This is a genomic window from Bradyrhizobium barranii subsp. barranii (genome assembly GCF_017565645.3).
In the GTDB taxonomy this organism is placed as follows: Bacteria; Pseudomonadota; Alphaproteobacteria; order Rhizobiales; family Xanthobacteraceae; genus Bradyrhizobium; species Bradyrhizobium barranii.
Genome location: NZ_CP086136.1, coordinates 8440055 through 8460165, shown reverse-complemented (window position 1 = coordinate 8460165; position 20111 = coordinate 8440055). Strand labels below are relative to the sequence as shown.

The 20111-nt window shown below is 63.8% G+C and carries 17 protein-coding genes and 2 pseudogenes; 9 read left to right on the top strand and 10 right to left on the bottom strand.

Features of this window, described 5'->3' with window-relative positions; all coding sequences use genetic code 11:
- Positions 1-4 precede the first annotated feature (4 nt).
- From pqqC to pqqA, 3 genes are all read right to left on the bottom strand, one after another.
- Positions 5-760 carry a pyrroloquinoline-quinone synthase PqqC gene (gene pqqC, locus J4G43_RS41380; RefSeq protein WP_175618535.1) on the bottom strand — a complete coding sequence of 252 codons (756 nt, stop codon included), beginning with the start codon at positions 758-760 and terminating at the stop codon, positions 5-7.
- A gap of 20 nt (positions 761-780) precedes the next feature.
- On the bottom strand, positions 781-1710 hold the full coding sequence (pqqB, locus tag J4G43_RS41375) for a pyrroloquinoline quinone biosynthesis protein PqqB (RefSeq protein ID WP_208088399.1): 930 nt from the start codon (positions 1708-1710) through the stop codon (positions 781-783).
- A gap of 124 nt (positions 1711-1834) precedes the next feature.
- A complete protein-coding gene (pqqA, locus tag J4G43_RS41370) occupies positions 1835-1915 on the bottom strand; it encodes a pyrroloquinoline quinone precursor peptide PqqA (protein ID WP_007595659.1) in 81 nt (26 codons plus the stop codon).
- Between the two features lie 247 nt (positions 1916-2162).
- Between pqqA and J4G43_RS41365 the strand changes: the two genes are divergently transcribed.
- The 7 genes and pseudogenes from J4G43_RS41365 to tarD form a co-directional block, all read left to right on the top strand.
- Positions 2163-2420, top strand: a complete 258-nt coding sequence (locus J4G43_RS41365) for a DUF6894 family protein (protein ID WP_063981427.1) — start codon at positions 2163-2165, stop codon at positions 2418-2420.
- 212 nt (positions 2421-2632) lie between these two features.
- Entirely contained in the window at positions 2633-4033 is a 1401-nt protein-coding gene (locus J4G43_RS41360; protein WP_038957047.1) for an amidase family protein, read from the top strand.
- A 2-nt stretch (positions 4034-4035) separates the two neighbouring features.
- On the top strand, positions 4036-4512 hold the full coding sequence (locus J4G43_RS41355; RefSeq protein WP_085405205.1) for a glutathione peroxidase: 477 nt from the start codon (positions 4036-4038) through the stop codon (positions 4510-4512).
- Complete coding sequence (locus tag J4G43_RS41350) at positions 4509-4766, top strand: DUF3297 family protein (RefSeq protein WP_015684132.1); 258 nt, start codon at positions 4509-4511, stop codon at positions 4764-4766. Before J4G43_RS41355 ends, J4G43_RS41350 begins: the two co-directional genes overlap by 4 nt.
- Positions 4767-4953: 187 nt before the next feature.
- Positions 4954-5658: pseudogene (locus J4G43_RS41345) on the top strand (enolase C-terminal domain-like protein); the annotation flags it as partial.
- 69 nt (positions 5659-5727) lie between these two features.
- Entirely contained in the window at positions 5728-6888 is a 1161-nt protein-coding gene (locus tag J4G43_RS41340) for an IS110 family RNA-guided transposase (protein WP_018273816.1), read from the top strand.
- 286 nt (positions 6889-7174) lie between these two features.
- Positions 7175-7633, top strand: a pseudogene (gene tarD / locus J4G43_RS41335) (D(-)-tartrate dehydratase); the annotation flags it as partial.
- A gap of 123 nt (positions 7634-7756) precedes the next feature.
- Here tarD and J4G43_RS41330 read toward each other — a convergent pair.
- From J4G43_RS41330 to J4G43_RS41310, 5 genes are all read right to left on the bottom strand, one after another.
- Complete coding sequence (locus tag J4G43_RS41330) at positions 7757-8902, bottom strand: DUF418 domain-containing protein (RefSeq protein ID WP_208088398.1); 1146 nt, start codon at positions 8900-8902, stop codon at positions 7757-7759.
- Between the two features lie 191 nt (positions 8903-9093).
- Positions 9094-9801: an MmgE/PrpD family protein gene (locus tag J4G43_RS41325; RefSeq protein ID WP_208088397.1), complete on the bottom strand. Its 708-nt coding sequence runs from the start codon at positions 9799-9801 to the stop codon at positions 9094-9096.
- Entirely contained in the window at positions 9798-10541 is a 744-nt protein-coding gene (locus J4G43_RS41320; RefSeq protein ID WP_208088396.1) for an MmgE/PrpD family protein, read from the bottom strand. The genes J4G43_RS41325 and J4G43_RS41320 overlap by 4 nt, the downstream gene beginning before the upstream one ends.
- A 230-nt stretch (positions 10542-10771) precedes the next feature.
- The gene (locus J4G43_RS41315) at positions 10772-12124 is read right to left on the bottom strand and encodes a malonyl-CoA decarboxylase (protein ID WP_208088395.1); all 1353 of its coding nucleotides are present in this window, start codon (positions 12122-12124) and stop codon (positions 10772-10774) included.
- A 268-nt stretch (positions 12125-12392) separates the two neighbouring features.
- The gene (locus tag J4G43_RS41310; RefSeq protein ID WP_408581389.1) at positions 12393-13199 is read right to left on the bottom strand and encodes an AraC family transcriptional regulator; all 807 of its coding nucleotides are present in this window, start codon (positions 13197-13199) and stop codon (positions 12393-12395) included.
- Positions 13200-13252: 53 nt separating this feature from the next.
- Here J4G43_RS41310 and J4G43_RS41305 point away from each other — a divergent pair, with 53 nt between their 5' ends.
- Positions 13253-14425, top strand: a complete 1173-nt coding sequence (locus tag J4G43_RS41305) for an MFS transporter (protein ID WP_208088393.1) — start codon at positions 13253-13255, stop codon at positions 14423-14425.
- 280 nt (positions 14426-14705) lie between these two features.
- Here J4G43_RS41305 and J4G43_RS41300 read toward each other — a convergent pair whose 3' ends face one another.
- Positions 14706-17864, bottom strand: coding sequence for an efflux RND transporter permease subunit (locus J4G43_RS41300; RefSeq protein ID WP_208088392.1), 3159 nt, complete (start codon positions 17862-17864; stop codon positions 14706-14708).
- A 13-nt stretch (positions 17865-17877) separates the two neighbouring features.
- On the bottom strand, positions 17878-19071 hold the full coding sequence (locus tag J4G43_RS41295) for an efflux RND transporter periplasmic adaptor subunit (protein ID WP_208088391.1): 1194 nt from the start codon (positions 19069-19071) through the stop codon (positions 17878-17880).
- Positions 19072-19309: 238 nt separating this feature from the next.
- Between J4G43_RS41295 and J4G43_RS41290 the strand changes: the two genes are divergently transcribed.
- Positions 19310-20101 (top strand): ABC transporter substrate-binding protein, encoded by a 792-nt coding sequence (locus J4G43_RS41290; protein WP_208088390.1) that lies wholly within the window; start codon positions 19310-19312, stop codon positions 20099-20101.
- Positions 20102-20111: the final 10 nt, after the last annotated feature.

Sequence of the window (20111 nt, the reverse complement as noted above, 5' to 3'; positions counted from 1 at the left end):
TCCCTCAGCTCGCTTTGGGCACGAACGCGCCCGGCGGAATATGGCCCTCGACATAGGCGTGCTGGAGCGCGTCGAGCTGCACCCACAGCACGTTGGTCTTGAAGATCAGCGCGTTGCAGACGGAGGCGCGCTGCTCGGGCGTCGTGGCATGCGCCTTGACGTAGTCGAGCGCGAAGCCGGCATCGCGCGGCGCCTGCGCCAGCCGCCGCTTGAAGTAGCTCATGATATCGGGATTGACGAAGTCGTAGTGCTCCAGCATGCCGGATATCCGTTCCTCGTGCAGGTTCGGCGCGAACAATTCGGTGAGCGAGGAGGCGATCGCCTCCAGCGGGCTCTTCTCGCGGCAGTAGTGGACATAGGCTTCGACCGCGAAGCGCGTCGCCGGCAAGATGCCTTCGGTCGATTCCACATAGGCCGTGTCGAGACCGAGGCCTTCGGTCAGCTTGAGCCAGCGCTCGATGCCGCCCTCGGAGCCGACGTCGCCGTCATGGTCCTCGATGCGGTGGCGCCATTCCAGCCGCGTGGCGCGGTCGCGGAAGCGCGAGATCACCACGGCGTCCTTGATCGGGATCGTGCTCTGGTAATAGTAGCGGTTGAGCGCCCAGGCCTGCACCTGGCCCTTGTTGAGCTTGCCGCCGTGCAGCAGCTTATGGAACGGATGCAGGCTGTGATAGCGCGTAGCACCAATGTGGCGCAGCGTCGCCTCAAGCTCCTCCGCCGAGTTGAGCCTGATGTCCTTGCCAACAGAGAGCGCGGTCATTCCAGTCAGTGACGCGGCATTCACAGCACGATCTCCGTTCCGTCGGCGGGTATCCGCCAGCCCGCGGCCTCGAGCGCTTTGCGCTCGGGCGTATCGGGCAGCAGCGCCGGATTCGAGTTATTGATATGCAGAAACATCTTCCTGTCGAGAGTGAGGTCGGCGAGGCGCGCGATCGCGCCATCGTGACCGGACATCGCGACATGGCCCATGCTCTTGCCGGTCTTGTGGCCGAGCCCGGCCTTGATCATCTCGTCATCCTGCCAGACCGTGCCGTCAAAGAACACTAGTGCTGCGCCATCGATCTCGGCCTTGAGCGCATCGGTCACCTCGGCGCAGGCGGCGATGAAGTAGAAGCACTTACTGGTGCTCTTGTCCGTGATCTTCAGACCCAACGTATCGCCGTCGCCGGTCTCGCCGCCCGGATGCGCCTTACCTTCCAGATACCAGGCTGACTTGCCGGGCACGGCGAAGGGCAGCACCTCTATCCCTGAGCGCGCGCCATCAGGCAGCCGCGGCGCGAACGGCTCGTGGATGGAAATCGGCTGGCGCTGTACGTTTTTCTCGTTCAGCACGTTGAAGATGCTGTTGCTCTTCAGGATCGCCAGCACCTTCTGATGCGCATAGACCGTGAAGGGTGAGCCCTCGCGCATCGACAGCAGACCCGCGACCGCATCCACCTCGCTGTTGGTCAGGATCACGCCTGCAACAGGCGTATGGCGCAGCGCGCCGGCCTTGGGATGCAGCTGCGGCGTGGCGTTCAATTGCTGGCGAAGATCGGGGGAGGCGTTGATCAGGAACCAGTGCTCGCCGTCGCCACTGAAAGCGACCGAGGCCTGGGTTCTCTGAAGCTCCTGGCCGTTTTCACGGGCCGCCCGGCAGCCCTCACACCCGCAATTCCATTGCGGGACTCCGCCGCCGGCCCCGGCGCCCAGGACGACGACGCGAAGCATAATACGTCTCCTGGAGGGAACGTCGCGAGGTGGATCTCAGGCCGACACGGATGCCGACAAAGTTCGTGTCTTCCGGAAACCGATCGTGACCGAAAGATCCACCTGCGCAGAAACCACCAACCGCTTACTTGCGGGTGGCGCTCACATACATGTTGATTTCCATGCCACAGGGCACTTCGACGATCTTCGGGGCTTTCCAAGCCATTTTGGCTCTCCATTTCACGAATTCGGACGTATCCGCCCAACCGTTAAAGTAATGCGAGCAGAAAAGTTCGCTAGTGAAATCTTCCCGAGAAAGCCATGTTGCGCCGCGAAAATGATGGTGGAACATCACTTCCCGTGATGCTGCCTTGCGCGTGGCGCATTCGGTCGCGAACCCTGTCCTGATAAAGCAGTTGTGAGTGCAGTGCAGCTTTCAATCCGGTACAGGCCTCCCAATTTGGACCCTCGTGATGCCCAGATACTTCTTCAACACCCGCATCGGCGACGAATTGATCGTGGATCCTGACGGAGAGGACCTGCGTAACCCCGATCGCGCTTGGGAGGTCGCCCGCCAGATGATCCTGGAGGTGGTGAAGTCGGAAGGCGCCCAGCCGGCGCTCATGGAGGCCGTCATCGAGGTGACCGACGACGACGGGGAGATCGTGCTCGAATTCCCGTTCACCGAGGCCCTGCTGGACATCCCGGATCAGTCCGCGACCAGGCATTGAGGCCCCCGCGCTCTCCCCCGTCATTGCGAGGAGCCCTTGCGACGAAGCAATCCAGACTGTCTCCGCGGAGGGATTCCGGATTGCTTCGCTGCGCTCGCAATGACGGAGAATGAGGCGCCACCCGGCGCCAAACCCGCTCTTCCTCCCCGCGAAATCCGCATGGCTTTGCTGCGTTCCCGGCGCTAAAAGACGCCGGTTAAGCGGAGCAAGCCATGCAAGATCTCTGGCGCCTGTCGGCCGCCGACCTCGCCACCCTCGTCAAATCCAAAAAGGTCTCCGCCCGGGAGGCTGCCAAGGCCGGTTTGGCCCGCCTGGACGCCGTTAATCCCCAGCTCAACGCGGTGATCGACCACCGACCGGAGGACGTGCTCAAGCAGGCTGATGCCGTCGATGCCGCCATCGCTAGGGGAGAAGATCCCGGTGTGCTCGCCGGCGTGCCCGTGACCATCAAGGCCAATGTCGACCAGGAAGGCTTTGCCACCACCAACGGCCTGAAACTCCAGCGCGACCTGATCGCGCGCGAGGACAATCCGGTGGTCGCCAATTTCCGCAAATCCGGCGCCATTCTCCTTGGCCGCACCAATTGCCCGGCCTTCTCCTACCGCTGGTTCACCACCAATCTGGTCCATGGTGACACCAAGAACCCCCGCGATGCCTCGCTGACCCCGGGCGGCTCGTCCGGCGGCGCCGGCTCGGCGGTCGCGGCCGGCATCGGCCATATCGCCCACGGCACCGATATCGCCGGCTCGATCCGCTATCCCGCCTATGCCTGCGGCGTGCACGGCCTGCGCCCGACCTTGGGCCGCATCCCCGCCTTCAACCCGGCGCTGCCGGAGCGTCCGATCGGGCCGCAGATCATGGCCGTGTCGGGACCGCTGGCGCGCACGGTCAACGATCTCAGGATCTCGCTCGAAGCCATGTCGGCCCGCGACATCCGCGACCCCTGGTTCGTGCCGGTCCCACTGCAGGGCCCCGCGCGGCCGAAGCGCGCCGCGCTCTGCCTCAACCCGGACGGACTTGCGACCAAACCGGAGGTGAAGGCGGCGGTGACGGACGCCGGCAAGCGGCTGGAGCGCGCCGGCTGGACTGTCGAGGTCATCGAGAACACGCCGCCGATGCGCGAGGCGGTCGAGTGGCAGAGAAAACTCTGGCTTGGCGACGGCTATGAGGCGCAGCTGGAGATGGCTGAGCGCGAAGGCGATCCCGGTGCGCTGGCCTGCCTGCGCGGCAATCGCGCCAAGGTCACTCCGATGGACCAGGCGGACTACGCCAAGGCGCTCACGCGACGCGCCACGCTGACCCGCGACTGGATGCTGTTCTTCGAAAAATATGCCGTGGTGCTCACGCCGGTGTCCGGCGAGTTGCCGTTCCCGGATCATCTCGACCGCAAGGACAACGAATCCTTCGAGCGCGTCTGGGAGGCGCAGATGCCGCAAATCGCGACCCCGTTCATGGGACTGCCGGGCCTCGTGGTCTCCACCGGTCTGGTCGGCAAGGCGCCTGTCGGCGTGCACATCGTGTCCGGCCGCTATCGCGAGGATCTGTGTCTGCTCGCAGGCGAAGCGATCGAGGCCGGCGGCGTGCCGCCGTCGCCGATCGATCCCGTGGGTTAGCGATGTCTGTGATCTACGACTTCAAGGCCAACTCGCTTCTCGGCGAGGAGGTGCCCATGCGCCGTTTCGAGGGGCAGGTGCTGCTGATCGTCAACACCGCGAGCAAATGCGGCTTCACGCCGCAATATCGTGGGCTGGAGGATCTCTATCGCGACCTCTCGCCGCGCGGCTTCTCGGTGCTCGGCTTTCCCTGCAACCAGTTCGGCGCGCAGGAGCCGGGGCCGGCGAGCGAGATCCAGGCCTTCTGCTCCACCAACTACGACGTCACCTTTCCCCTGTTCGAGAAGATCGACGTCAACGGCGCCCATGCGCACCCTCTGTATGACTACCTGAAACGCCAGCAATCCGGCCTGCTGGGCGCCTCCATCAAATGGAATTTCACCAAGTTCCTCGTGGACCGTGCCGGCAAGGTGATCGCGCGCTACGCGCCGACCGCACGGCCGGAAGGACTGCGGAATCAAATCGAGACCCTGTTATGAGCGAGACAATCATGAGCGACGAATTTCCGGACCGCCTGTCGGTCGACCCGAACAGCCCCTATTACAACGCGGATATTCTTTCTCGCGACGTCGGCATCCGCTTCAAGGGTGTCGAGAAGACCAATGTCGAGGAGTACTGCATCAGCGAAGGCTGGGTCCGCGTCACCGCCGGCAACGCCAAGGACCGCCACGGCAATCCGCTGACGATCAAGGTGCACGGCCCGGTGGAGCCGTATTTCAGGGATAAGAAGTAAGTACTGTCACTGTGAGGAGCGAGCTCGGCTAGTAGTCCCTCATCCTGAGGAGCGCGGAACGCGCGTCTCGAAGGATGAAGGCCCGGCCGGTGGCCTCGCCCTTCGAGACGCCTGCTTCGCAGGCTCCTCAGGGTGAGGGTCTTCTGGATCGCTGCGCTCGCAATGACGAAAGTGAAAGGCCAAGCCCATGTCCGTCCGTATCGTTGACGTCCGCGAGATCACGAAACCGATCTCTTCGCCGATCCGCAACGCCTATATCGACTTCACCAAGATGACGACGAGCCTCGTCGCCGTCGTCACTGACGTCGTCCGCGACGGCAAGCGCGTCGTCGGCTACGGCTTCAACTCCAACGGCCGCTACGGGCAGGGCGGCCTGATCCGCGAGCGCTTTGCCTCGCGCATCCTGGAGGCCGATCCGAAGTCGCTACTGAATGCGGCCGGTGACAATCTCGACCCCGACAAGGTCTGGGCCGCGATGATGACCAACGAGAAGCCGGGCGGCCATGGCGAGCGCTCGGTCGCAGTCGGCACCATCGACATGGCGGTGTGGGACGCGGTGGCGAAGATCGCAGGCAAGCCGCTGTTCCGGCTGCTCGCCGAACGTCACGGCGTGAAAGCAAATCCGCGCGTCTTCGTCTACGCCGCCGGCGGCTACTACTATCCCGGCAAGGATCTCTCGATGCTGCGCGGCTATCTCGATCGCGGCTACAACGTCGTGAAGATGAAGATCGGCGGCGCGTCGATCGAGGACGACCGCACCCGCATCGAGGCGGTGCTGAAGGAGATCGGCAAGGACGCGCAGCTCGCGGTCGATGCCAACGGCCGCTTCGATCTCGAGACCGGTATCGCCTACGCCAAGATGCTGCGGGACTATCCGCTGTTCTGGTACGAGTCCCATGATTGACGTCGGCGCCGGCCGGCGAAAGGCTGGGCAAGTCGTAATCATGGGGAGCGAGTACAGATGAAAGTGATGTCTCAGCAAGCAGCGGAAACCCGGATGGATGTAGCCAAGGCAATTTACGTCTCGGTGGAGTTGAGCCAGTCAACTTGGCTGGTGACTTCATTCGTGCCGGCCATCGATACCAAGATGGCGCGGAAGGGTCTCCCAGCCGGCCAGATCGGACGGCTGCTCAGCTTGCTCAACGAGCTCCGCGCCAGGGCGCACCGTAAGACCGATTCTTGGCTCCCCGTGATCGTTATCCAGGAGGCAGGCCTTGATGGGTTCTGGGTCCATCGCGTCTTGGCCGACGAAGGTGTTGAGAGCCATGTGGTGGATGCGACATCGATAGCGGTGCCCAGAAAAGCACGCCGAGCTAAAACCGATCGTATCGACGGAGAAACACTCGTCCGCGCACTTATGTCGTTCAAACGGGGTGAGCCACGAACATGTGCGATGGTTCGGATTCCATCCCATGACGAGGAAGACCGGCGTCGGCTCGTCCGGGAAAGGAAAGCCCTGGTTGTCGAGCGACTGACGCACGTCAACCGGATTGAGGGACTTCTGTTCGCACAAGGTATTTCGGGCTACCGACCACTGAATCGCGATCGACGATCTCGCCTCGAAGAGCTTCGCACTGGCGATGGTCGGCCGCTCGCACCTTTCTTGAAAGCCCAGATATCGCGAGAACTTGACCGTCTTGAATTGGTGATCGAGCAGATCAAAGTGATCGAGGCGGAGCGCGATAAGCTTCTGGCGTCCGAACGGAAAGAGGCAAATAGCGCCATTTCCATGCTCGAGAACGTGCGTTGTATCGGACCTGAGTTCGCATCTCTGCTCTGGACGGAAGGCTTTTACAGGCACTTTGACAATCGCCGACAAATCGCGGCTTACGCGGGATTAGCACCAACACCGTGGCAGAGCGGATCCGTTGATCGTGATCAAGGAGTGTCGAAAGCTGGCAACCCGCGGTTACGCACCACGATGATACAGCTGGCCTGGCTCTGGCTGCGCCATCAGCCTGATTCTGCGCTAACCCGCTGGTTCCGGCAGCGAGCAGCATCGAGTGGTTCTGCCCAGCGCAAGAAAATCGTTGTCGCACTCGCCCGCAAACTACTCGTTGCTTTGTGGAAATATGTGACGGTTGGCGTCGTGATTGACGGGGCGAAGCTGAAGAATGCGTAGAAACTGCTCCACATCGTCATCTACTGAAGCCTGATCAGCTTCAGCAGATCCAGGCGGGCGAACCGGAAGTCTTCTTTGGCTTAAACAGCCGAGTATGAGGATGGTAGCGCCTTCCTGAGCCCAGCCCATCGAATGCGGGAATGTGGTGCCGCTGCTTGGCGCAGCGACCGGATATAAGGTTGTCCCGGCTGTTTACCGGTCGAGGAAAGACCTGGGTTCACCTGGATACTGGAGGCCAAACTAATGGAGCAAAACAATGGAGAGCCGATGGCTTGACCAATCATCATATAAGGAGGTCGGTGATCCCCTCGACTATGCGCTGCAGGCCGCGCTCGCCGAATTCTATCCGGGCCCGATGGCCACGGGCGAAAACCTGTTCAGCCACCAGGACGCGCGCAACCTCATCCGCTACGGCGGCATGCGTCCCGACCGCGACTGGCTGCAATTCGACTGCGCGCTGTCCTATGGCCTCTGCGAATACCAGCGCACGCTGGAGGTCCTGAAAACCTACGGCTGGTCGCCGAGCCGCGGCATCCCCCACGGCGGCCACCAGATGTCCCTCAACATCGCAGCCGGCCTCGGCCTCGGCGGCAACGAGAGCTATCCCGACCTGTTCCAGCCCTACGGCGGCTTCCCGGATGGCGTGCGCGTCGAGAACGGCCACATCACCATGCCCGACCTGCCGGGCATCGGCTTCGAAGGCAAGTCGGATCTCTACAAGGAAATGAAGGCGCTGGCGGAGTAGCCCGACTGCTGCACCACACTCCGTCATTGCGAGCGCAGCGAAGCAATCCAGAGTCTTTTCGCAGAGGCAGTCTGGATTGCTTCGTCGCAAGTGCTCCTCGCAATGACGGCGGAGGGACCTTGGTCACTGCACGCCCTCCACCCGTGACAACAACATCGGCTGCAGTGCACCATACATCAGCGTGCGCCACAGCCATTCGATCGGGCCGTATCGGTAGTGGCGCAGCCACCATGCGCTGAACAGCACCTGTCCGACGTAGACGGCGATGCCGATAGCGAGGGCCTGGGTGATGCCGAGCCGTCCGAACAGGCCAAGGCCGTAGCCGTAGAAGATCCAGCCGAAGATGAGCGATTGTGCGACGTAGTTGGTGAATGCCATCCGGCCGAGCGGCGCGGCCCAGCCGAGGAGCCTCTTGCCGCGTCCGAAACTGGCGATGAAGAGGATGGCGGCACCATAGCCCAGCGCCAGCAGGATGTTGCCGAGCGGCTCGATGCCGACGTAAAGCAAGGCCGCGCCGAGACAGATAGCCGGAAGCGCGATGACGAGCAGGCCGCGGGCATTTTGCAGAATGCCGCTCCGCCAGGCCAGCGCTCCGACGAGAAACAGCCCGATCGTGCGCAAGAAGACGAACGCGTGCAGGGACGCGATGAGAGGAATTTCGCGGAGACGAAACGCCAGCACGTCGAGGAAGCCGCCCGTCGCATAGATGCGATTTGCATCGATGACGTCCCGCCAGATCGCGGTCCTGCCGGGAAACAACCCCGCGGGCGGAAAGGCCTGCATGGCCAGATACAGCGCGAGAGACGCCAGCGCGGCGAGCGTCAGCAACCAGCGCGGGCCAAACAGGAACGGCAGCACGATGAATCCCGCCAGTGCATATTCGGTGAGGATATCGCCGTTCCAGATCAGGCACAAATGAATGACGCCGAACACCAGCAGCACAGCGAGCCGCCGCAGGAGCAGGAAAGTGCGGCGCTCGCTGTTCGCGAGCCGGTCGAATTGAATGGCAAGGCCTGCGCCGAACAGCAGCGAGAACAGCGCAAACGCCTTGAGCTCCACGGCCTGCGTCAGGATCGTTTCGACGGCGCGATCAACCGGCGAAGCAAGCGTCCTGGCACCAAGAAACTGCTCGAAGATCGAAATGCGAAATTCCATGACCACGTTGATGGCCATGACGCCGAACAGGGCAATGCCCCGCAGCACGTCGATGGCGTCGATCCGGTCCGAGGGGCTTATTGGCCGAGGAGATGCGGCACCATCGGATGTCATGGAAGAATTCCAATTGTAGCTCGACGACGCGTGGCGCGGGGCGAGATGCCTGCCACACGCTCCGTCATTGCGAGCGTAGCGAAGCAATCCAGAATCTCTCTGTGGAGGCAGTCTGGATTGTTTCTTCGCAAGAGCTCCTCGCAATGACGATGTGGCGAAAGTCTGCCATCCCTTACGAAATTGCGCCGCCTTCACGCCCGCTGCAGCAACGGCCGCAGCGTGCGCACGTCCGTCACCGCCTCAATCTCATACACCGACTTGATCAGCCGCTCCGCCTTCTCACCTCCGACCACCGGGGCAATCAGATCGCGCGCCTTGTCGATGACCTCGTCGCGCGTCATCGGGTTGCGCGGCGTGCCGCGTACGGCGGTGACGCGTTCGGAGAGGCGGCTTCCATCAGTGAGCTCGATCTCGACGACGGCGACGCGCACCGGCAATAGTTTGGCCAGCTCCTCGCCGCGCACCAAATTCACCTTGGCGCGCTCTTTCAAAACCGCCGCGTCCTGCATGCGCGGCTTGTCGTGCGCGGCGTGGAACGAGGCGGTCTTGTCGAGCAGCATCACGGCGACCATGTGCTGGAGACAGATGTCGGGGATGTCGCGGTTGTCCACGACCTCGGCGACCGACGGCGCAAGACGTACGGTGACGCGCTTGACCTCTCCGGCCTCGAACGCCTGCTTGCTGCGGATGGTGTAGACCGCATCGAGCGGTCCCTGGATCGGTGAACCCACCGTCCATTTCTTGATGTCGGTGCCTGCGATCTCGTAACGCTCGCCAAGCTTCTCCACGAGTTTGCCGGTCGCAGCCTTCGGCGCATAGGCCAGGAAGTAATTGTCTGGCCCTGAGAACACGTCGTCGACGCCGTTCCAGTCCGAACGCACCAGCAGTGCCGACGTCACGCCGTTTCGGGCCGGCATGCCGGCGACACAAACCCTTTCTCGATATGGTCGACGTCGCGCCGCCACACGATGAAGCCGGAGGATTGCTGCGCGGCATAGTCGAGCACCCAGCGCATCCGGCGCGCGTCGAAGCCGGCGACGCTAGCCGCCGCAGCGGAAGCGCAGAACGTGCCGGAAATGCTGTGCGTGCTCAGCACGCTTTCATAGCTGAAATCGGCCCCGCCCATCGCCATCACCACGCGCGTGCCGACGTCATAGCCGAGCGTCACCGCACGCAGAAAATGGGCGCCGTCGATTCCGAGGTGTTCGCCGAGCGCAAGTGCCGCGGGAACAGTCGAACTGCCGGGATGCGAGCGCGACGGGCTGTGCGAATCGTCAGTCTCGTCGGCATGCGCCATGACGCCGTTGGCAAGCGCAGCCTCGACTGGCGACGCGGTGAGCGATGTGCCGGCAATGGTCGATGTCCCCTGCGCAGCATTGGCGCGAATGTAGCGCTGCGCCGCCTGACCGGGCGGCAGCTCCGATCCTGATATCATCGACGCCAGCGTATCGAGGATGTGGTGCTTTGCTTGTTCGACGACTTCGGGCGGCAGCGCGCGGGTTTTCGCAGCGCTCATGTAGTCGCACAGCGCCGTCATTTCTGGCCCGGAGCCAGATCCCTCCGCGAAACTCCGTGCGGGCGCGAGGGCGAGGCTGGTGGCAGCGGCCGCGGTGAGGCCGAGGAAGTCGCGTCGGTTCATGGTGTCCCGTTCTTGAATGCAGGAATCCGATGAACCGTCTAGCGCTCAAGACGGCCGCATGTCCAGTCGGCGACGCATCCACAACCCAGCTGTCATGCCCCGCGAAGGCGGGGCATCCAGTACGCCGCGGCGAATGTGGTTAGGGCGAGCTCTTCAACGCCGGCCTCTGGAATACTGGATCGTCCGCCTTCGCGGACGATGACACCGTCTCTGGAGCGACATCTCCGCGCTTACGACAGCCGCATGTCCAGCAGCCTGCGCCCCTCGCCCTTGAGCAGCTTCTTCACCGCGCTCGACGCCACGACCTCGCCGTCATTGGCGTAGGCTTCGTGGTTCTTCTCGATGTCGTCGAGGCGGTAGAGGTAGTTGACCATCACGCCGGCGGACTCGCGCGCGCCTTTCGGCGAGAGGTCGCCGAGCCAGTTGATGCGCTCGAGCCGTGCGCCGTTGCCGAGATGGAAGCGGGCGACGGAATCGATCAGCTTGCCCTTCGGCGTGCGCGCCTTCAGGAAGTAATAGGCCGCGAGCGGTTCGATCACGGTGCGGAGCAGCGTCGTCGTCTCGGGGTTCTCGAACCATTTGGAATCGTCGAGGCGCTTCAGCACCTCGCGGTCCTCGTCCGAGAGCGGCAGGTCCCTGTCCTGCTTCACCCATTGCATGAAGCCCGGCACCGGCGACAGCGTCACGAAGGTGTCGAGTTTGGGCGTCTCGCGGCGCAACTCTTCGCCCACCTGCTTGATCAGGAAGCTGCCGAAGGAGATGCCGCCAAGGCCGCGCTGGGTGTTGGAGATCGAATAGAACACCGCGGTGCGCGCGCGCTCGATCGGCAGATGCTGGCGGTCGACCGCCAGCAGCGGCGCGATCGCACCGGGGATCGTCTCGGTCAGCGCCACCTCGACGAAGATCAGGGGTTCGTCGACCATGGCGGGATGGAAGAAGGCGTAGCAGCGCCGGTCGACCGGATCGATGCGGCGGCGCAGATCGTCCCAGTCGCTGATCTCGTGCACGGCTTCGTAACGGATGATCTTTTCGAGGATGTTGGCCGGGGTCGACCAGTCAATCCGGCGCAGCACGAGAAACCCCCTGTTGAACCACGACGAGAGAAGGTGCGAGACATCGCGATCGAGCGCGGCGAGATCGGTGTGTCCGTTCATCATGCCGAGCAGATCGGCGCGCATGTTGACGAGATCGCCGGTGCCGCCCGGCGCGCGGTTGAGGCGGCGGATCAGCTCCTGCCGGCGCGGCTCGGAGGCGAAATGCAGCGAGCTCGCGTCTTCGTCACTGGGCTTGGCGCGCCATTTTTCGATCGCCTTGGACAGGCGTTCGCGATCGGGGCCGAAATCGCGCACCAGGGCTTCGAAGAAGGCGCGGCGTCCTGCCGCATCCAACTCCTGGTAGATGTCGAGCACCTCACGCGCCATGGCGGTGCCCGAAGCTTCGCCACGACCGGACAGCAGCGCACCGCAGAGCTCGATCAGGCCTTCGGCATCGTGCTTGGTGTCGGCGGAATCCCCGCGGCGCAGCAGCGTGCGGCCGCGATCGGAGATGGTGGCGAGCAGGTCTGAGAAGAAGGCGTTGGCCATCTGGTCGTTTCGATTCCGGTTTGTGCGCTGCGGAAGCTTACACGGGATTTAGGCGGAAGCCGATCACAATCAAGCAGGGGGATTTTGTATCTTTCGTGGTGCCATGCGCCGCCAGGAAAGCTGTCATGCCCCGCGAGGGCGAGAGTGCCACCAAAGCTGTCATGCCCCGGCTTGACCGGGGCATCCAGTACGCCGCGGCCTCTCGGCTCAATCACGGCCGTCTCTGGAATACTGGGTCGCCCGGTCAAGCCGGGCGACGACACCGTGACTATTTCCCCGCAAACTCCGTCGGGGTCCGCCCCGTCACCTGACGGAATGCTGCCGAAAACGCCGGCACGCTGGCATAGCCGAGCTGGGTGGCGAGCTGCTTCACCGACACATTGGGGTCGGTCGACAGCCGCTGGATCGCTGCCGCAACCCTTGCGCGCTGGCACCAGCTCTTGAAGCTCAGTTGCGTCTCGGTCGAAAACAGCCGCGACAACGTGCGCGCGGAGGTTCCGACCTCGCGCGCCAGCGTGTCGATGTCGTGCAGGCCGGTGGGATCGTCGAGCACGATCATCGCGGCGCGCCGGCAGCGCGGCTCATGCGGCAGCGGCACGAAGGTCGCGGAATCCTCGGCCTGGTGCAATTCCAGCATCACCAGGCGGACCAGCAGCTCGGTCCGCTCCTCGGTGTTGCGTGCGTCGAACAGCGCCAGGATCGCCTGGTTGAGCAGCGGCGATACCCGCACCACGAATTCCTTGGTCAGCCCCTCATAGCGTTGCTCGCGCTTGAGCCAGGGCAGGTCGAAATACAGCGTGCGCATCTCGATGTCGGCGAGCAGGTCGATGGCATGCTTGAGCCCGGCCGGCACCCAGACGGCGCGGTCCGGCGGCACCAGCCAGCGTCCCCCGGGCGTCGTCACCTGCATCGTGCCCTTGGCGGCATAGATCAGCTGCGCCTCGCGGTGCATGTGCAGATCGATCCGCATGCCCTTGGGATAGTCGCGCGCGACCAAGTGCACGCCCGCGGGCGAGCGATGGTTGCTCCGGACCTCCCGCAGGATTGGCGTTTCCAAGACAGTCATTGGCAGCATCCCGTCATGCCCAGGACATATAACTCATTTCGGAGCAGGAGAGGATTCGGGAAATGAACAGCCCCAGCCGGGTGATCAGTTTCGTCAACGCAGGCCATTTCATCGACCATTATGCGATGCTGATTTTCGCCGCCGCCGTGATCATCATGGGGCCGGCGCTCGGCATGGCCTATTCGGAACTTCTGCCCTATGCGACGCCGGGCTTCGTCGCCTTCGGCGCGGGCTCGCTGCTCACCGGCTGGCTCGGGGACCGCTGGAGCCGCCGCCACATGATGCTGATCTTCTTCGTCGGCATCGGTGCTTCCATGATCTCGGTCGGCTTCGTGCAGACCCCGGCACAGCTTGGCGCGGCGCTATTCGCGATCGGCATTTTTGCCTCGATCTATCACCCCGTCGGCACCGCGATGATCGTGTCCTATGCCGACCGGCTCGGCCGCGAGATGGGGATCAACGGCGTCTGGGGCAATCTCGGCGTTGCCTCCTCCGCGCTGGTCACCGGCGTGATCGGCCAGTATTTCGGCTGGCGTTTTGCCTTCATTGTGCCCGGTGTCGTCACCATCATGGTCGGCATCGCCTTTGCGATGATGGTCGTGCACGAGGACCGCAAGGGCTCGAAGCAGGCGGCTGCGCAGGCGCGCGTGGCGAAGAAAGACATGTGGCGCGTGATCCTGTCGCTGCTGATCGTCGTGATCGCGATCTCGACGACCTTCAATGCCGTGACCGTCGCGCTGCCAAAACTGTTCGCGGAACGGCTTGCCGACCTGACGAAGAGCCCGGCGCTGCTCGGTGTCATCGCGGCCTGCGTCTACGTGTTCGGCGCGATGACGCAGTACACGATCGGCCGCCTGCTCGACCGCTATTCGCTGAAGACGGTGGCGCTGCCGCTGTCCTTCATGCTGGCGCCGTTCCTGTATCTCGCCGCGAGCCTGTCCAATCTGCCGCTGATCCTGGTCTCGATCGGCATCGTCATGGGTGCGTTCGGGCAGGTCACGGTGAACGATGCCATGGTCGGCAAATACACCAGCGAGGAATGGCGCTCGCGCGCCTATGCGGTGCGCTATTTCATCGGCTTCACCGCCGCGGGCGCCTCCGTCGGCCTGGTCGCCTGGCTCTACGAGCAGGGCGGCTTCGTCACCATGCTGCACGCCTTCGCCGCGCTTTGCCTGCTCGCAATCGCCGCCGCGATCATCCTGCCGCGCGAGATCAGGACGCCGGCGGCGGCGTGAGGACAGCGCTCTCTCCGCTCGTCATTGCGAGGAGCGTAGCGACGAAGCAATCCAGACTGTCTCCGCGGAGGGACTCTGGATTGCTTCGCTGCGCTCGCAATGACGGGGGATGGACCGGCGCATCGAGCACCCCGCCCACAATGCCATTCTGCCGGTGTCTTGCCCGACGTGTCAAAGCACCGGAACGCTCCAAAAACCCCAATGCCATCAACGCCGTTCTACTGTGCATGGGGTTGTTTTCGACTTTTTTGTTTGTCGGCAGCCCGCCTCCGCGGAAAAACTACGGCTTCACCTCGGCCACCGTCTTTGCCTTCGGCGCCTTCTTCGACGCACGCCAGTTCTCGAACCGCTGCACCACCACGAAGAAGGCCGGCACGAACAGCACCGCAAGGCAGGTCGAGGCCAGCATGCCCGAGAACACGGTGATGCCGATCGACTTGCGGGCGCTGGCGCCGGCGCCGGTCGCGATCACCAGCGGCACCACGCCGAGGATGAAGGCGAACGACGTCATCAGGATCGGCCGGAAACGAGCGCGCGCCGCCTCGATCGCGGATTCCAGCACCGGCTTGCCGTCGCGGCCGTGCAGCTCGAGCCCGACCTCGACGATCAGGATGGCGTTCTTGGCCGACAGCGCGATCAGCAGGATCAGGCCGATCTGGCAATAGAGGTTGTTGTCGATCTTCAAGGCATTGAGGACCAGCATGGGCCCGATCAGCGACAGCGGCACCGCGAGGATCACCGAGATCGGCGCGTACCAGCTCTCGTACTGGCCGGCGAGCACGAGATAGACCAGCAGCATGGCAAGGCCGAATACCCAGTAGATCTGGTTCGAGACGGCCTTCTCCTGGTAGGACATCGCGGTCCACTCATAGCCCGTGCCCGGCGGCAGCGTCTTGTCCGCGATCTCCTCCATCAGCTGCAGCGACTGGCCGGACGAGTAGCCCTGCGCCGGCAGGCCGACGATGGTCGAGGAAGGGTAGAGGTTGTAGAGGCTGATCAGCGACGGGCCGGTGGCCGGCGTGATCGTGGCGACGGTGCCGATCGGGATCATGTCGCCGTTCGAGTTGCGTACCTGCATGTTGGCGATGTCGCGCTCGGTGACGCGGAATGCCGGATCGGCCTGGGTATAGACCTGGAACACGCGTCCGAACTTGTTGAACTGATTGACGTAGGACGAGCCGAGATATGTCGACAGCGCCGCGAACACCTGATCGGTGGTGACGTGCAGCGTCTGGGTCTTGATGCGGTCGATCTCGACGTTGAACTGCGGCACCGACGAGCGGAACGAGGACGATACGCGCTGCAGCGCGCTCTGGCTCTGGGCGTTGGAAACCATCGCGCCGGTGATGGCTTGGAGCTTTGCAAAATCGCTGTTGCCGTCGCGCAGTTCGATCTGCATCGAGAAGCCGGCCGCGTTGCCGATGCCCTGGATCGGCGGCGGAGGCAGCACCAGGGTGCGCGCCTCCATGATGGTCGCGAGCTTGTCGTTCAGCCCGTAGACCAGCGAACGCAGATCCTCGCCGGGCCCTTTGCGCGCCGACCAGTCCTTCAGGATGATGTAGGCGACGCCGGCGTTGGCAAGGCTGGCGCTGTTGTCGAGCGCGGAGATACCGGCGATGGTGATGACCTGCTGGACACCCGGCGTGTCCTTGATCAGCTCGCTCGCTCTGTCGAGCACCGTCTGGGTCCGCTCCAGCGCGGCGCCGTCGGGCAGTTGCACGGCCGCGATCAGATAGCCCTGGTCCTCGATCGGCAGGAAGCCGGTCGGGACCCGCGACAGGCCGTAGCCGCCGATCCCGATCAGCACCAGTGCGAATGCGACCGAGATCGTGCTGTTCCTGCACAGCACGCCGATGAGGCGCGTGTAGCCCCGCTCGACACGGTTATAGACGGCGTTGAAGCCGCGGTAGAAGAAATTGCGCTGCTCCGGCGGCACCGTGGGCCGCAGCCAGAGCGCGCATTGCGTCGGCTTCAGCGTGGCCGCGTTGATGGCGGATAGCAGCGCGGTCGCTGCGATCACCAGCGCGAATTGCGAATAGATGCGCCCGGTGAGGCCGGCGAGGAACGATGCCGGCAGGAACACCGAGATCAGCACCAGGGTGATGCCGACGATCGGCGCGAACAGCTGGTCCATTGCCCTGATCGCGGCGTCGTGGCCGTTCATGCCCTGCTCGATGTTGTGCGCGGCGCCTTCGACCACGACGATGGCGTCGTCGACGACGATGCCGATCGCGAGCACGATCGCGAACAGCGTCGACATGTTGATGGTGAAGCCGAGCGCCGCCATCGCCGCGAACGCGCCGATGATGGTGACGGGCACGGTGGTCGCCGGCACCAGCATTGCGCGCCAGTCCTGCAAGAACACCAGGATCACGACCAGGACCAGCAGGCCGGCCTCGATCAGCGTCATGTAGACCTCGTGCACCGAGGCTTCGACGAATTTGGTGGTGTCGAACGGCGTGTCGTATTTGATGCCTTCGGGGAATCGCTTTGCAAGCTCCGCCATCTTCTTCTCGACGGCCTGCTCGACCTGGAGCGCGTTGGCGCCCGGCGACTGGAACACGCCGATGCCGGTGGCCGGCTGATTGTTCAGCGAGAAGATCTGGCTGTAGGTCTGCGCGCCCAATTCGACCCAGCCGACGTCGCGCACGCGCGTGACGTCGCCACTGGTGCCGGTCTTGACGATGATGTTCTCGAACTGGGTGGTGTCGTCGAGCCGGCCGTTGACGTTGAGCGTGTACTGGAACGCCTGTCCCGGCGGCGTCGGCGGCGCGCCGACCTGGCCGGCCGAGACCTGCTGGCTCTGCTGCTGGATCGCCGTGACGACGTCCGACGGCATCAGTCCGCGGACCTGGAGCTTGTTCGGATCGAGCCACACCCGCATCGAATACTGGCCGGCGCCGAACACCGTGACGTTGCCGACGCCGGGCAGGCGCGAAAGCTCGTCGCGGATGTTGATGGTGGCGTAGTTGCTCAGATAAAGGCTGTCGAACGTCTTGTCCGGCGAGCTCAGCGTCACGAACAGCAGGATCGAGGTCGACTTCTTCTGGACGGTGACGCCCTGGTTCTGCACGGAGGATGGCAGTTGCGACAGCGCGCTGGAGACGCGGTTTTGCACCAGCACCTGCGCGAAGTTGAGGTCGGTGCCGATCTTGAAGGTCACGGTCAGCGTATAGGTGCCGTCGGAGCCGCTGTAGGACTGCATGTAGAGCATGTCCTCGACGCCGTTGACCTGCTGCTCGATCGGCAGCGCGACGGTGTCGATCACAGTCTTGGCGCTGGCGCCGGGATAGCGCGTGGTGACCTGCACCGTCAGCGGCACCACGTCGGGATATTGCGCGACCGCGAGGTTGAACAGCGCGACGCCGCCGATCAGGATCATCAGAAGCGCGATGACGTTCGAGAGGACCGGCCGTTCGATGAAGAATTTCGAGATCATGGCTGGCGACCCCTCACTTGGCCGACGCCTGCGGCTGGTCGATCTTCGTCGGTTGCGGATCGATCTTCTGACCCGGGATCACGCGCAGTAGCCCCGCGATCACCACGCGGTCGTCCGGCTTCAAGCCGCTTTCGATCACGCGCAGGCCGTTGTCGACCTGACCGATCTGCACCTTGCGCTGCTCGACAATGTTGTCGCTATTGACCACCAGGAGATAGCGGCCGCCCTGGTCGCTGCCGAGCGCGGTGTCGGGCACGAGGAGGGCGTTCTTGTCCTGGTCGAAGGGCACCCGGACCCGGACGAAATAGCCGGGTAGCAGCGCTCGCTTGCCGTTGGGCAAGACGCCGCGTACCGCGAGCGTGCCCGTTGATGTATTGAGGGTCGGCGAGACGTAGTCGAGGTGGCCTTCATGCGGATAGCCGGTCTCGGTCTGGAGGCCCACCTGGATCGGCAACTGTTTGAGGTCGGCCACGGTCAGCCCGCGACGGGCCGCTTCGGCGCGGATGCGAAGGACGTCCTGCTCACTGACCGTGAAGTTCACCCAGATCGGATCCAGCGCGACGATGGTTGCGAGCTGGGTCGGGGAGGAGACGCCGACGAGCTCGCCGATCGAGACCAGGTGCGCGCTGACGATGCCGTCGAACGGCGCGCTCACCTTGGTGTAGCCGTAATTGACCTCGGCGAGCCTCGTATTGACCTGGGCTTGCTGGAGACTGGCCTGGGCGTTGTCGCGGGTGGATGTCGAGGTGTCGAGAGTCGCCTGCGAGACAGCCTGGCGCTGCACGAGGTCGACCTGGCGCTTGAAATCGGCCTCGGCCTGCTTGAGCGTGGCCTGCGCACCGACCTCGGCCGCCTGCGCCTGCTCGAGCTTGAGCTTGTAGGTCTCAGGCTCGATTAAGAAAAGCTGGGTGCCCTGCTTGACGAAGCTGCCGTCCTGATAGTCGATCGATTGCAGGAAGCCCTGTACGCGCGCCACCAGATCGACGCTCTTGACCGGCGCGGTGTTGCCGGTGGCTTCGACATAGCGCGTCACCGCGCGCTGCACCGGCGCCGCGACGTCCACCTTCGGCGGCGGCGGCGCCACGAACGTGTTCTTGTCCTCGCAGCCGGCGAGCGCCACCACGGCCGCCGCGGCGACGAGTGCCCGCCCGACATCTCTCCACGCTCCGTTCCGTTGTGCGAGATCAGCGGGATTCGCGCAGGTCATTCGGTGGCCCCCGATTATTGTCTGTCGGTGTGGCAGGCTACCAACAAATGCCCGGCCGTGGAACACCATAGCCATGGCGGTCACCAGCCTTGCACTGCAAATGGCGCAGTGGCCTTTGACACGTTTGTCATGGCAAACCGCTTTTCATCGTGCATGATCGACCAGAATTGTGTCAAAGGCCGAGTGACGGAAACGAAGCGGTCGAGAAGCAGAGAAGAAAAGGTGAGGAGAACATGACATGCCCACGTCCCTCCAGGCGGCCCTTGCCGGCCTCGTTTTCGCAGCGGCAGTCGCCATGCCCGCGCTAGCCGATGGCCTGAAGGACGAGATCGCGCCGACCGGCAAGCTGCGGGTCGCGATCGCGATCAGCCCGGCGGGCGGCGCGTTCTGGTCGACCAAGACCGAAGCCGGCTATGCCGGCGTGCCGGTCGACCTCGGCAAGGAGATGGCCGCGCAGCTCGGCGTGCCCGTCGAATATGTCGTGCACCAGAATTCCGGGCAGATCACCGACGCGGCGTCGAAGGGGACCTGGGACGTCACCTGGCTGCCAAAAGATCCCGAGCGCGAGACCAAGATGATGTTCGGCCCGATCTACGAGGTCGCGGATGCCACCTACATCGTCGAGCCCGGCTCAGCCATCACCAACTTCGCCAGCCTCGACCAGCCCGGCATCAAGGTCGCGGCCGTCAATGCCACCACGACCATGCGCGGCGCGATAGCGCATCTGAAGAATGCGAAAGTCACGGGCTATCAGACCTATGACGAGATCTTCGGACTTCTCAAGAGCGGCGAGATCGACGCCTTCGCGCTGTCGCGCGACCAGCTCAACAAGATGGCACAGAAGATCGCGGGCACGAAGGTGCTGGACGAGACCTTCAAGAAAACGGTGACGGCCGTCGCCGTCCCGCTCGGTCATCCCCAGGCGCTGACGTTCGTTTCCAGGTTCATGACGGAAGCCACGACGAACGGCACCTTGCGCAAGGCCTATGACAACAACGGCCTGAAGGACACGCCGATCCGGACGGAGTAGCGGCAGCGGC

Bases quoted from the DNA above. Each gene is read 5' to 3' on its own strand.
- pqqC (WP_175618535.1), bottom strand. From the start codon at position 760: ATGACCGCGCTCTCTGTTGGCAAGGACATCAGGCTCAACTCGGCGGAG.
- pqqB (WP_208088399.1), bottom strand. From the start codon at position 1,710: ATGCTTCGCGTCGTCGTCCTGGGCGCCGGGGCCGGCGGCGGAGTCCCG.
- pqqA (WP_007595659.1), bottom strand. From the start codon at position 1,915: ATGGCTTGGAAAGCCCCGAAGATCGTCGAAGTGCCCTGTGGCATGGAA.
- J4G43_RS41365 (WP_063981427.1), top strand. From the start codon at position 2,163: ATGCCCAGATACTTCTTCAACACCCGCATCGGCGACGAATTGATCGTG.
- J4G43_RS41360 (WP_038957047.1), top strand. From the start codon at position 2,633: ATGCAAGATCTCTGGCGCCTGTCGGCCGCCGACCTCGCCACCCTCGTC.
- J4G43_RS41355 (WP_085405205.1), top strand. From the start codon at position 4,036: ATGTCTGTGATCTACGACTTCAAGGCCAACTCGCTTCTCGGCGAGGAG.
- J4G43_RS41350 (WP_015684132.1), top strand. From the start codon at position 4,509: ATGAGCGAGACAATCATGAGCGACGAATTTCCGGACCGCCTGTCGGTC.
- J4G43_RS41340 (WP_018273816.1), top strand. From the start codon at position 5,728: ATGAAAGTGATGTCTCAGCAAGCAGCGGAAACCCGGATGGATGTAGCC.
- J4G43_RS41330 (WP_208088398.1), bottom strand. From the start codon at position 8,902: ATGACATCCGATGGTGCCGCATCTCCTCGGCCAATAAGCCCCTCGGAC.
- J4G43_RS41320 (WP_208088396.1), bottom strand. From the start codon at position 10,541: ATGAACCGACGCGACTTCCTCGGCCTCACCGCGGCCGCTGCCACCAGC.
- J4G43_RS41315 (WP_208088395.1), bottom strand. From the start codon at position 12,124: ATGGCCAACGCCTTCTTCTCAGACCTGCTCGCCACCATCTCCGATCGC.
- J4G43_RS41310 (WP_408581389.1), bottom strand. From the start codon at position 13,199: ATGCTGCCAATGACTGTCTTGGAAACGCCAATCCTGCGGGAGGTCCGG.
- J4G43_RS41305 (WP_208088393.1), top strand. From the start codon at position 13,253: ATGAACAGCCCCAGCCGGGTGATCAGTTTCGTCAACGCAGGCCATTTC.
- J4G43_RS41300 (WP_208088392.1), bottom strand. From the start codon at position 17,864: ATGATCTCGAAATTCTTCATCGAACGGCCGGTCCTCTCGAACGTCATC.
- J4G43_RS41295 (WP_208088391.1), bottom strand. From the start codon at position 19,071: ATGACCTGCGCGAATCCCGCTGATCTCGCACAACGGAACGGAGCGTGG.
- J4G43_RS41290 (WP_208088390.1), top strand. From the start codon at position 19,310: ATGCCCACGTCCCTCCAGGCGGCCCTTGCCGGCCTCGTTTTCGCAGCG.